The sequence below is a fragment of the Cytobacillus horneckiae genome, from assembly GCF_002835735.1.
Taxonomy (GTDB): domain Bacteria; phylum Bacillota; class Bacilli; order Bacillales; family Cytobacillaceae; genus Cytobacillus; species Cytobacillus horneckiae.
The window spans coordinates 37,569-50,201 of record NZ_PISD01000002.1; the positions used below are offsets into that span (position 1 = coordinate 37,569).

Below are 12,633 nucleotides of genomic sequence, written 5' to 3' on the forward strand. Positions count from 1 at the left end.
CCTATCCTTTACTCTATGCAAGATGCAACTAATTGTGGAAGCTGTAGTTTAGCTGGATAATGTGGTGGCTTTTCATTTGAATAAGCATTGAGTGACAACTTCCAATATGAATGTCACATTATCCCTTGCTAATCCTATATTGATTTTTCTAATGATCCTATATGATATATTTCCAGAGTCTGATGCTTAACTATCATTAAACGCAAGAACATTCGTACAATTCTAAGTCGATAAATACTCAAATACTTGAAAGAAACTCAACTGGATGTAACCAGAATATAGGGTCACATAAAATAACTAAAAAAAGAAGAAGACGAACTAAAAAAGTTCGCCTTCTACACTAAAATAAGCGAGAAAAAAATCTGAATCGGCACGAAATCGGCACGAACGATTTTTTTCTCCTTTATTCCTCTTAATAAACGTTGATATATCAAGGGTTTTGTTAGTTTATCCGATAGAACCTTCCATCTCAAACTTAATCAAGCGGTTCATTTCAACAGCATATTCCATCGGAAGCTCTTTTGTAAATGGCTCGATGAAGCCCATTACGATCATTTCAGTCGCTTCTTCTTCAGAAATACCGCGGCTCATTAGGTAGAAAAGCTGTTCTTCTGATACTTTAGAAACTTTTGCTTCATGCTCTAATGAGATGTTGTCATTCATAATTTCATTATATGGAATCGTATCAGACGTTGATTGATTATCCATAATCAATGTATCACATTCAATGTTCGCACGAGCACCATCTGCTTTACGGCCGAATTGAACGATGCCGCGGTAAGTTACTTTTCCGCCATGCTTAGAAATTGATTTAGAAACAATTGTTGAAGAAGTATTTGGTGCTAAGTGAAGCATTTTCGCACCTGCATCCTGATGCTGACCTTTTCCAGCTAAAGCAATGGAAAGTGTCATACCACGAGCGCCTTCTCCTTTTAGGATGACTGCTGGATATTTCATCGTTAATTTAGAGCCGATATTCCCGTCAATCCATTCCATTGTAGCATTTGCATCACAAACAGCACGCTTTGTAACTAGGTTAAAAACGTTGTTTGCCCAGTTTTGGATGGTTGTATAACGGCAATAAGCATCTTTTTTAATGATGATTTCAACAACAGCACTATGAAGAGAGTTTGTTGTATAAACAGGTGCTGTACATCCTTCTACATAGTGTACATGTGCGCCTTCATCAACAATAATTAGAGTACGCTCGAATTGTCCCATGTTCTCTGAGTTGATGCGGAAATACGCTTGTAATGGCGTATCTACCTTTATTCCTTTAGGAACATAGATGAATGATCCACCAGACCATACAGCAGAGTTTAGAGCTGCGAATTTGTTGTCTGTTGGCGGAATCACCTTCGCCCAGTGCTCACGGAAAATATCTTCATTTTCTCGTAAAGCTGAATCAGTGTCTTTAAACACAATTCCTTTTTCTTCAAGATCTTCCTGCATATTATGATAAACAACCTCTGATTCATATTGTGCAGATACACCCGCTAAATACTTTTGTTCTGCTTCAGGGATTCCTAATTTATCAAAAGTTTGTTTAATTTCCTCAGGCACTTCATCCCACGAACGTTCTGTTTTCTCTGACGGTTTTACATAATAAGTAATTTCATCAAAGTTTAATGCAGATAAATCTCCGCCCCATTGTGGCATCGGCATTTTGTAGAAATGCTCCAAAGATTTCAAACGGAAGTCAAGCATCCATTGTGGCTCTTCCTTCATTTTTGAAATTTCTTCGACGATCTCTTTCGTTAAACCGCGTTTTGACCGGAAAATGGAAACGTCTTTATCGGCAAAGCCATATTTATAATCGCCGATTTCAGGCATCTTTTTTGCCATCGTCGTATTCCTCCATTCTTATGAAAAGGACAAGCTATCCTTTATCATGTTATTTTATATCTTTCACAGATCAATTATGAACCAAACTTATTCTTCCTTCATTCCCTTTTCCATTGCCTTCCAGGCGAGTGTAGCACATTTGATTCGTGCCGGAAACTGGGATACGCCTTGAAGTGCTTCAATATCACCTAAATCTAAAGATTCGTCATAATCTTTTCCCAACATCATATCAGAGAAAATTGTGGACATTTTTAATGCATCTTCAACCGTTTTCCCTTTAATCGCTTGCGTCATCATTGATGCAGATGACATGGAAATTGAACAGCCTTCACCTTCAAATTTGGCATCAGCGACCTTCCCATCTTCGAGCTTAAACGTTAATTGAATACGGTCTCCACAAGTGGGGTTATTCATATTAACAGTTAAGCTATCATCCTCCAGCACCCCTTTATTGCGAGGGTTTTTGTAATGATCCATGATGACTTGGCGATAGAGGGTATCTAAATTATTAAAAGACATCGCTGAAATACTCCTTCGTTTTGACAAGCCCTGCTGCAAGCTTATCAATATCTTCTTCTGTATTGTATAAGTAGAAGCTTGCTCTAGCTGTTGCAGATTGTTTCAACCATTTCATTAATGGCTGTGCACAGTGATGGCCCGCGCGAATGGCAATTCCTTCAGCGTCCAAAACAGTGGCTACATCATGAGGATGTACATCATCGATATTAAATGTAACGATACCCGCACGATTTGCGGCTGTCTTAGGACCAAAAATTGTCATGCCTTCTACTTCAGACAGTCTTTCCAAAGCATAAGCCGCTAGCTTATGTTCATGTGCTTCTATTTCTTCAAGGCCTATTTCCTCTAAAAAATCAATTGCAGCGCCTAAGCCAATTGCGCCTGCAATGATTGGAGTTCCACCTTCAAATTTCCAAGGAAGCTCCTTCCAAGTAGATTCATATAGTCCAACAAAATCAATCATTTCGCCACCGAACTCGACTGGCTCCATGTTTTCTAATAATTGCTTTTTACCGTATAAAGCACCAATGCCTGTTGGTCCGCACATTTTATGGCCTGAAAAGCCAAGGAAGTCGCAATCTAAATTTTGAACATCCACTTTCATATGCGGTGTTCCCTGCGCACCGTCCACAACCATCACCGCACCCTTTGCATGTGCAATTTGTGCAATCTCTTTAATGGGGTTGATCACGCCAAGAACATTCGAGACTAATGTAACAGATACAATTTTCGTATTGTTTGTTACTGTAGCTCTAACATCTTCAAGAGAAATTGTTCCATCCTCTTGAAGCGGCAAATATTTTAACGTTGCCCCAGTTTGTTTAGCTACTTGCTGCCACGGAATCACATTGCTGTGATGCTCCATGTAGGAGATGACGATTTCATCTCCCTCATGAAGGTTTGCTCTTGCATAGCTTGCAGCAACAGTATTCAAACTAGTCGTCGTTCCTCTAGTAAAAATAATTTCTTCGGTTGATTTCGCATTTATAAATTTACGGACTTTTTCTCTGGCGCCTTCATAGCCGTCAGTAGCCCTTGTGCCTAGCGTATGCACACCTCTGTGAACATTAGAATTATTTTTCCGATAATAATTCTCCACCGCTTCAATGACTTGAATTGGTTTTTGAGAGGTAGCGCCGCTATCTAAATATACTAATGGATGGCCATTGACTTCTTGATCTAAGATTGGAAACAGTTGGCGAATCTCCCGTGCGTTCATTATTTTACTTTCCTTTCAATCACAGCCGTTAACTGCTTTTTAACTCCTTCAATTGGGAGAGCATTAACAACTGGTGCAAGGAAACCATGAATAACAAGACGCTCAGCTTCTGTTTGCGAAATACCGCGGCTCATCAAATAGTAAAGCTGCAATGGATCCACTCTGCCGACTGATGCAGCGTGACCTGCAGTTACATCATCTTCATCAATTAGAAGAATTGGGTTGGCATCCCCGCGTGCTTTTTCACTTAGCATAAGTACGCGTGATTCCTGCTCTGCATTTGATTTTGACGCACCATGTTCAATTTTACCAATACCGTTAAAGATTGAAGTGGCAGCCTCTTTCATGACACCGTGTTTTAGAATATAACCTTCAGAGTTTTTTCCGAAATGGACTACACTTGTTGTAAAGTTTTGCGTTTGATTTCCACGGCCGACAACAACTGTTTTAATGTCGCCATAAGAACCGTCACCCATAAGATTTGTCAGGTTGTCTGAAATTGTATTGCCATCGTTCATTAATCCAAGAGCCCATTCAATTCTCGCATCTCTGCCAGCTACCCCGCGACGATTAGCATAAACAGTTGTGCCTTTTGCTAGTGTATCAACAGCGCCGTAAGTCACTTTTGCATTGGCATTGGCAATCACTTCTGATACAAGGTTGAAAATGCCAGCTGATTCTTCAACAGTTGAAAAATAGTTTTCAACATAAGTAACTGAACTGTTATCATCAGCAACCACAAGTACGTGGTTGAAAAGGTTAGTTTCCTTATCATCATGAATAAATACAGCCTGAATTGGTTCTGTAATTTCAACATTTTTAGGAATATAGACGAATACTCCGCCATTTAATAAAGCAGCGTGCAAAGCGGTTAATTTATGCTCATCAACTTTAACTCCGTCTTTCATATAATATTTTTGCAGCAGGTCGCCATGCTCTCTCGCTGCTGTGAAAATATCAGTAAACACCACACCTTTATCCATTACTTCTTTTGATAAAGAAATATATGCCGGTCTATTATTGCGTTGGATATAAAGGTTCTGGTCTGCAGATTCAAGATCAATTAAGCTGCGAACATCTTCCGGAAGGTCGTTTAAAGAAGAATAATCCACACTTCCTACGATATGCTTTTCAAACTGTGTAAAATTCCATTTAGATATATTTGTTTTATCAGGCTTAGGCATTGGGAGCTCTTCCGCTTTTTCCAACGCATTGACACGGAGTTCAGTCATCCATGCAGGCTCGCCCATATCTTTTGAGAAGGAATGAACGTATTCCTTCTCAAATGGTAACTTCGTTTCTATTGACATAGTGATCCTCCTAACTCTTACGCTTCTTGCCCAACTGTTTCGTCTTCAATACCTAGTTCTTGTTTAATCCAGTCATAACCTTCTGCTTCTAAACGTTGAGCTAGTTCCGGTCCACCAGATTTCACAACGCGTCCTTGCATCATTACATGAACATGATCAGGTGTAATGTAGTTAAGTAAACGTTGATAGTGAGTGATAATTAAGCAACCAAATTCTTCGCCGCGCATTTGATTAATTCCTTTTGAAACGACTTTTAAAGCGTCGATATCAAGACCAGAGTCAATTTCATCCAAGATAGCAATTTTTGGTTCAATCATCATCATTTGCAGGATTTCATTGCGTTTTTTCTCTCCGCCAGAGAATCCTTCATTTAAATAACGTTGTGCCATATCTAAATCCATTTCAAGGAATTCCATGTTTTTGTCCATTTTACGGATAAATTTCATTAATGAAATTTCTTCGCCTTCTTCACGGCGGCTATTAATAGCTGAACGTAAAAAGTCGGCATTTGTGACGCCGCTGATTTCGCTTGGGTACTGCATCGCAAGGAATAGGCCCGCACGAGCACGTTCATCAACTTCCATTTCTAGTACATCTTCACCATCTAAAGTGATGCTGCCTTTTGTTACTTCATATTTCGGATGTCCCATGATTGCGGAAGATAAAGTTGATTTACCTGTTCCGTTCGGTCCCATAATTGCGTGAATTTCTCCACCTTTTATCTCAAGGTTTACACCTTTTAAAATCTCTTTACCTTCAATTTCAACATGAAGGTCTTTAATTGTTAATGTAGATGCCATAATAATACCTCCGTAATAAAAAAGATTTGTACCTCTATTGGAGCCCAAATCTCTATTTCTTAGTTTTATTCTCACTTTATTCTCATTACAATCTTATAACAAATTAAAAGTGATATCAACTCTTTACGCACATTAGACTATATTTCCACTATGGCTATGTTGTAAACTGTATTTCCCCATTATTCTACACTATATCGACCGTTGTTTTACAAACTTCCTTTTATTTTTTCCAGCAAAACTTTTTTCATGTATGTTCCTTTAACTTTCATTATATTAAAAGGGCAATCAGCTGGATTAGCCGAATGCCCTTTTTTCCTTTTAATATTTAAGAATGTGCTTTTCTTTCGATGTCGGCAACAATTCTCTGGCTTTTCAAATGGTCTTCTTCGCGTTTCTTCTCTACCTGCATCCTCACATCTTGTTTTCTGCAATACGTTTCATAACCTACTCCGTATGCTCCGTGCATGGCTTTTTCCATTTCACTTGTGTAATTCAGCTGTAGCTGACTAATAATGAACCAATCCTTTCAATATTGTCGCTTTAATAAGCGATGTATTTAATACAATAAAAATCGTACCACTTTAACACTACCCTCCACAAACGCGATAAAACTTCATTTATCCACTTAACACCCTGACAGTAGGGAATGCTTCGCTCCACCGCTTATTTTCTTATAATTAAGACCGTATCCTTGCCGTTATGCATTCTAAGTAAAATTGATCAAAGCAAATGGAATAAAATAATATGATCATCTACATTTATTTATCTTTTCACGAAACCATGAGAAGCAATCTGTGGAAGTGCTGATGGAACTGTGGGCGCTGCTTGTACTTGAGGAAGTCGACAGCAGAGATTTTACGTCATTTCTGTGAGTGCTCTTTTTTTTGTGGTCTTTTATGAAGATATATGGATTTTATCTCTGTGAACATCCTCTTTTTCTATATATAGGATTTATTTTAGTCGACGCTCTCATTTCCTACTCTTTCAGAATTATAAATATGATAAATATTGCAAGCCGAAAACATAAATAGTCCCTATCTTCAGCAGATAGGGACCTCAGTTTATGAAGGTTATTCTTTAACGGGCACAACGGCGCCATTATATTTTTCAAGAATGAAATCTTGAATCTCTTGAGAGTGAAGCACTTCAATTAATGCTTTAATTTCTTCTTTATCTTCATCTCCGTTGCGGACAGCAATGACATTCACATATGGAGATTCTTCTGCTTCAAGTGCAATCGCATCTTCCAGCGGGTTTAGACCTGCATCAATTGCATAGTTAGAATTAATAAGGACTGCGTCACCTTCGCCATTATTATAAATTTGCGGCAGAAGTGAAGCTTCATATTCTGTATCAAACTTTAATTTTTTGGGGTTATCTTCAATATCTTCAATTGTTGCTACTGTTTTCTCAACATCCGCTTTTAAAGTGATTAACCCTTCTTTTTCAAGCATTGTTAAAATGCGGCCATGATCCGGTACAGAGCTGCTCATGATAATTGTTGCTCCCTCTGGAAGATCATCTAGGCTGTCATATTTCTCTGAATAAACGCCAATTGGCTCAATGTGAATGCCGCCAGCATTTACGAAATCATATCCATGCTCTTCCTTTTGAGATTCAAGATACGGAATGTGCTGGAAGTAGTTAGCATCAATATCCTCAGATTCCAACGCTTGATTTGGAACAATATAATCTTGGAAAGTAGTAATATCTAGCTCGATTCCCTTTTCTTCAAGCAGTGGTTTTGCTTCAGTTAAAATTTCAGCATGAGGTACGTTGGATGCGCCGATTTTTAATGTTTTCGTACCTTCTGAGCCTTCGCCGCTTCCGCCCTCATCTTCATTAGAAGTACCGCAGGCTGCGATAACAAGCGCAATAGCAACAATCAACAGTGTGGATAACCATTTTTTCATCGTAAATCTCTCCTATCGTTTGTCTAGTTTTGATGTTATATAATCTCCAATAAATTGGATAATAAAAACGATAACAAGGATAACAATTGTAGCTACAATTGTTACATCTGTACGGCTTCTTTGGAATCCTTCTAAATAGGCTAGATTACCAAGTCCGCCAGCGCCAATGACACCAGCCATTGCGGTATAGCCAACTAATGCAATAGCGGTTACTGTAATCCCAGATACAAGAGCCGGCATCGATTCAGGAATTAATACCTTCCAAATGATCGTGCTTGTTTTTGCGCCCATCGACTTTGCTGCTTCAATGACACCTTTATCAATTTCACGTAAGCCGATTTCCACCATTCTTGCATAAAACGGAGCAGCTCCGATAATTAGCGCTGGCAATGCTGCGTTTTCTCCAATCATCGTTCCAAGAATTAATTTGGTAAAAGGAATGAGAAGGACGATTAAAATCAAGAATGGAATGGATCTGAATACATTGACAAATGCCGCAATGATTTTATTGATTAACGCATTTTCCCATATATTATCTTTTGAAGTTAGGAATAATAATAATCCTAAAATAATTCCTAAAACAAACGTTGCTACAACTGAAATACTTGTCATATACAATGTTTCTCTTGTTGCTTCCCACATTCTCTCCCAGTCTACATTTGGCAGCCATTCATTAAGCATGGGAAATCACCTCCACGCCAACCTTTTGAGAATGAATGAAATCGATTGCTTTAGCGACCTCTTCCTTTTCCCCATCTAAATGAATGAACAATGTTCCATAGGATCCACTTTGTGTTTGTGATATTTTACCTTGCAGGACATTGACCGTTACATTATGGTTTCGAATTAAATTTGTTATTAATGGCTGTTCAGCAGAACCGCCAACAAAGCCTAATTGAACAATCTGGCCGTTAGGGTATAAGCTCAATAATTGCTGCACAGTTTCCTTCGTTTCTTCAGGTTCTGTCACTTGCTGAACAAAACGTTTTGTAATCTCAGCCTGCGGTTTCTGGAACACATCCAAAACTTGACCGATTTCTACAATTTTTCCGCCTTCCATCACAGCTACACGGTGGCATATTTTTCGAATGACATGCATTTCATGTGTAATTAGGACAATTGTCAAGCCCAATCTTTCATTGATATCAACGAGTAATTCGAGAATGCTGTCCGTCGTTTGCGGGTCAAGCGCTGATGTCGCTTCATCACACAGCAATACCTTCGGATTGTTTGCAAGCGCTCTCGCAATGCCCACCCGCTGCTTTTGTCCACCGCTTAATTGAGCAGGGTAAGCATCTTCTCTGCCTTCTAATCCAACAAGCTTAATCAGTTCGTCCACTCTTTTTATTCTTTCATTTTTTGATACACCAGCTATTTCAAGCGGAAAAGCAATATTTTCTTTCACCGTTCTTGACCAAAGAAGATTAAAATGTTGGAAAATCATGCTGATTTCTTGTCTTGCCTTTCTTAACTTACTACCTTTAATCGTTGATACTTCATTATCTGCTACAATTACATTTCCTTCTGTCGGCAGCTCCAAGCCATTAAGCATTCTAATTAATGTACTTTTTCCTGCACCGCTATAACCGATGACACCAAATATTTCACCTTCACTAATATCAAGATTGACATCATCAACAGCTCGCACTTGACCTTTTTTAGTGGAGAAAATTTTCTTTGCATTTTTTATTGAAATCAATTAGTTATTCACCTCTTCTATCCAAAAAGCACTAGTCAAAGTTTTCTTTTATCGTTTCCAAAAAACAAAAATACCTTTCTGAAATGAACAGAAAGGTATGTATTCTTGAAATCCTTTCTCTCATTTATCAAAGCATCAGCTTTGAGTGAATTGGCACCATTTCAAAATAAAAATGACGGTTGCCGGGCTTCATAGGGCACGTCCCTCCACCTCTCTTAATAAGAGTCATCTATTATGCTATTATTCTTTAACTTTGTATATCTGTGCTATATTATCATGGAAAAGAAGAGAGTGTCAATTACAATGTTTTCCCATATAAGGATGCTTAAACCTCAGCTTTTAAAGACGTCTGCCCTGTCGCAGTTTCAATTGCCTGCTCAAGGTCTTCTATTAAATCTTCGGCATTTTCTATTCCGATTGACAGGCGGATTAAATTCTCAGATACACCGGCTGTTTTTAGACCTTCTTCATCTAGCTGCTGATGAGTTGTACTTGCTGGATGAATAATTAAGCTTTTCGCATCGCCTACATTAGCTACATGTGCCCATAATTCCAGGCTATTGATCAATTTTGCACCAGCAGCACGACCGCCTTCAATGCCAAATACAACGACTGAGCCGGCTCCTTTAGGAAGATATTTTTCAGCCAGTGCTTTATCAGGGTGTTGATCATCTCCAGGATATAGAACCCAGTTTATCGCCGGATGTGAATGTAAGTAATCAACGATACGCTTTGTATTAGCTACATGCTCCTTTATTCTGACATGCAATGTTTCTAACCCTAATGTAAATTGGAAAGCACTTTGCGCACTTAATGCCGGTCCTAAATCACGCAATAACTGCACCCTTGCCTTTGTAATATATGCTACTGGTCCAAGAGCCTCACTATAAACAATATCATGGTAGCTTGAATCAGGTTCGCTTAAGCCCGGGAATTTAGGTGAATTCCAATCAAATTTACCACCGTCTACAATTACCCCGCCCATCGTTGTTCCATTTCCTAGCAGCCATTTTGTAGCTGAATGAACAACAATATCAGCGCCATGTTCTATCGGCCTGCACAAATATGGTGTTGCAAAAGTATTATCGACAACAAGCGGGATTCCGTTCTCATGCGCTATTTTTGCAACAGCTTCAATATCTAAAACCTTTAAGCTAGGGTTTCCAATTGTCTCTGCAAAGACCGCTCTAGTTTTATCTGTAATAGCTTCACGGAAATTTTCTGGATCACTTGGGTTTACTAGCTTTACTTTTATCCCATATTTAGGGAGAGTCACTGTAAATAAATTATATGTTCCTCCATATAGGTTAGACGCAGCAACAATTTCATCTCCAGCCTGCGCAATATTTAGCAATGATAAATAGATAGCAGCCTGCCCGCTCGATACTGCCAACGCACCTGAACCGCCTTCTAGCAGTGCGATTCTCTCTTCAAAAACAGTAACTGTCGGATTATGGATTCTGGAATAAATATATCCTGTTTCTTTTAAACCAAATAAGTCTGCGGCATGCTCGGTGTTTTGGAACTGATACGCATTATTTTGATAAATCGGAACTGCTCTTGCGCCAGTGACCGGATCAGGCTGTAAACCGCCGTGTACACCAATTGTTTCAAATCGTAAGCTCTTTTGTTTCTCTGACATTGAACATCTCTCCTTTTTTGTGTTGAAAAGAAAAGACGACGAAAGACCCTCTTTACCAAGAAGAGGGCCTGTATCATCTCTTCTTATCTTTCAGAGTTAAACTACTCTGCTGGAATTAGCACCGTGTAATAACCGGTTGCCGGGCTTCATAGGGCCAGTCCCTCCGCCGCTCTGGATAAGAATATTTAGTTTTATGTTTATTGCATAGCCTGATATTACCAAAATAAATACTAGAAAGTCAACATATTTATTTAAATTTTCAAAATTATTATCTCCGCCGATTTAACAAAAAAATTGAATCCAATAGCAATATATGGCGAAAGGACGCTTTAAGCTCTATTTCTTTATTTTCAACAGCCTTTTTTAAACTTTTACTACCTAATAGAATAGATTGAATTTCATCATCCTGTCCTCTTAAATAAACATCATGGGTATTAGGAGGCTTTTGATTGATGACTAATTTCTGTTTTGTAGTAAGTGCCAACGACTTCTTTACCCCATTTGTTTCGATTAAAATCGTTAAGGAATGCTGTACAAGCTGATGAATATGGGCGTTATTCTGTAACGATTGATTAAATTCGGCAGTTAGCTTCTCTATTTTCGTCACCACAGCTTTCTTTTTTATATGAATAATTCTGAGGAAATGTTCTTTTTTCCTGCCACTTTCTTTCGACTTTTCTTTTAAAAAATCAGAAGACAAGGCAATATTTCACCAGCATTTTTTTCATTTCCCGAGAAATATGTCATGATCGCGTTCATTTCGACTCATATATTAATCCCTGTTTTACAGAGATTGTCAGAATTACATGAATATAAGTTTTTTCTAGTGGCTGAGGACTGCATAAAAATAAAAAAAGAGTCAGTAAGCCATTAAATTAACTGACTTTCTGACACTCACTATGCCAATTGGTTCGTTTTTATTTTATCCAATAAATAAGGGACAGATTGAAAAGCGTAGATTTTTTCTATAGGCATTCCTTCCTTTAACATTATTAAGCATGGTACACTTTCAATTTCAAAGTTTTCGGCTACTTCAGGAAGGAAATTCAAATCCGCTTTGCCCATCGTAACATCAGGCAGCAGCTCTTCAGCTACAGCTAGCATTTTGCTTGCTACCTGACAAGTTCCACACATTGGCGTATATAAGTAAAATAATGCTGATTGTTTCCTTTCTATGACTTCATTTAATTTCTGTTGTGACCACTCGTGCATAAAATCATCCTCTATCTAAATACTCGGTATAAATATCAATATCTGCTCCGATTAAGACCGTTGCTAAATGGTGTTCTGGTGCTGTCGCTACCTCTCGATACATTTTATCTATATATAAATGCTCGGCCTCTGGGAGCTCCCGCTTAAATTGCCGGCGCAGCTTGTCGCCAGCTGAGTCTGCATCCACCAATATATATACATCTTTATCAATTAACGTGTCAATCAATTCGTCTAGCTTAGATAATCCAATTGTACCATTCGTGCAAATGATTTCCACAGGTTCTCTTATTATGCTTTTGACCTTCCGTTTATCTGATTTCCCTTCAACAATGATTACCTTTTCCGTCAGCTCTCTTGTCATTTTCATCACCTAAACGAATGTAGTATAGTGATACATTTTGAACTATTTATTATTTCCAGATATTCTTTTCCTTACTATATTCATTATTCGCCTGAACGGTGTTGAACTCCTGC

At 38.5% G+C, this 12,633-nt stretch carries 13 protein-coding genes and 2 riboswitches; all 13 genes read right to left on the reverse strand.

Annotated features, from left to right (window positions below; all coding sequences use genetic code 11):
- Positions 1-447: 447 nt before the first annotated feature.
- Positions 448-1,845, reverse strand: coding sequence for a Fe-S cluster assembly protein SufB (sufB, locus tag CWS20_RS00640; protein WP_066190445.1), 1,398 nt, complete (start codon positions 1,843-1,845; stop codon positions 448-450).
- 87 nt (positions 1,846-1,932) lie between these two features.
- Positions 1,933-2,364, reverse strand: coding sequence for a Fe-S cluster assembly sulfur transfer protein SufU (sufU, locus tag CWS20_RS00645; protein ID WP_066190442.1), 432 nt, complete (start codon positions 2,362-2,364; stop codon positions 1,933-1,935).
- Positions 2,354-3,583 carry a cysteine desulfurase gene (locus CWS20_RS00650; RefSeq protein WP_066190439.1) on the reverse strand — a complete coding sequence of 410 codons (1,230 nt, stop codon included), beginning with the start codon at positions 3,581-3,583 and terminating at the stop codon, positions 2,354-2,356. Before CWS20_RS00650 ends, sufU begins: the two co-directional genes overlap by 11 nt.
- Complete coding sequence (gene sufD / locus CWS20_RS00655) at positions 3,583-4,893, reverse strand: Fe-S cluster assembly protein SufD (RefSeq protein WP_066190436.1); 1,311 nt, start codon at positions 4,891-4,893, stop codon at positions 3,583-3,585. The genes CWS20_RS00650 and sufD overlap by 1 nt, the downstream gene beginning before the upstream one ends.
- A gap of 17 nt (positions 4,894-4,910) precedes the next feature.
- The gene (gene sufC, locus CWS20_RS00660; RefSeq protein ID WP_101226183.1) at positions 4,911-5,696 is read right to left on the reverse strand and encodes a Fe-S cluster assembly ATPase SufC; all 786 of its coding nucleotides are present in this window, start codon (positions 5,694-5,696) and stop codon (positions 4,911-4,913) included.
- Positions 5,697-6,018: 322 nt separating this feature from the next.
- Entirely contained in the window at positions 6,019-6,171 is a 153-nt protein-coding gene (locus CWS20_RS29475; protein ID WP_368532329.1) for a YuzK family famiily protein, read from the reverse strand.
- A 592-nt stretch (positions 6,172-6,763) separates the two neighbouring features.
- The gene (locus CWS20_RS00665) at positions 6,764-7,606 is read right to left on the reverse strand and encodes a MetQ/NlpA family ABC transporter substrate-binding protein (RefSeq protein WP_066190430.1); all 843 of its coding nucleotides are present in this window, start codon (positions 7,604-7,606) and stop codon (positions 6,764-6,766) included.
- Between the two features lie 12 nt (positions 7,607-7,618).
- Positions 7,619-8,287: a methionine ABC transporter permease gene (locus CWS20_RS00670; RefSeq protein WP_066190422.1), complete on the reverse strand. Its 669-nt coding sequence runs from the start codon at positions 8,285-8,287 to the stop codon at positions 7,619-7,621.
- Positions 8,280-9,305, reverse strand: a complete 1,026-nt coding sequence (locus tag CWS20_RS00675) for a methionine ABC transporter ATP-binding protein (RefSeq protein WP_066190419.1) — start codon at positions 9,303-9,305, stop codon at positions 8,280-8,282. Before CWS20_RS00675 ends, CWS20_RS00670 begins: the two co-directional genes overlap by 8 nt.
- A gap of 117 nt (positions 9,306-9,422) precedes the next feature.
- A riboswitch (SAM riboswitch) is annotated at positions 9,423-9,530 on the reverse strand.
- A gap of 100 nt (positions 9,531-9,630) precedes the next feature.
- Positions 9,631-10,947 (reverse strand): O-acetylhomoserine aminocarboxypropyltransferase/cysteine synthase family protein, encoded by a 1,317-nt coding sequence (locus CWS20_RS00680; protein ID WP_066190417.1) that lies wholly within the window; start codon positions 10,945-10,947, stop codon positions 9,631-9,633.
- Positions 10,948-11,027: 80 nt separating this feature from the next.
- A riboswitch (SAM riboswitch) is annotated at positions 11,028-11,129 on the reverse strand.
- A gap of 86 nt (positions 11,130-11,215) precedes the next feature.
- Positions 11,216-11,647, reverse strand: a complete 432-nt coding sequence (locus CWS20_RS00685) for a hypothetical protein (protein WP_066190414.1) — start codon at positions 11,645-11,647, stop codon at positions 11,216-11,218.
- A gap of 197 nt (positions 11,648-11,844) precedes the next feature.
- Positions 11,845-12,159 carry a thioredoxin family protein gene (locus CWS20_RS00690; protein WP_066190412.1) on the reverse strand — a complete coding sequence of 105 codons (315 nt, stop codon included), beginning with the start codon at positions 12,157-12,159 and terminating at the stop codon, positions 11,845-11,847.
- A gap of 4 nt (positions 12,160-12,163) precedes the next feature.
- Entirely contained in the window at positions 12,164-12,520 is a 357-nt protein-coding gene (locus CWS20_RS00695) for a toprim domain-containing protein (RefSeq protein WP_066190407.1), read from the reverse strand.
- Positions 12,521-12,633 lie beyond the last annotated feature (113 nt).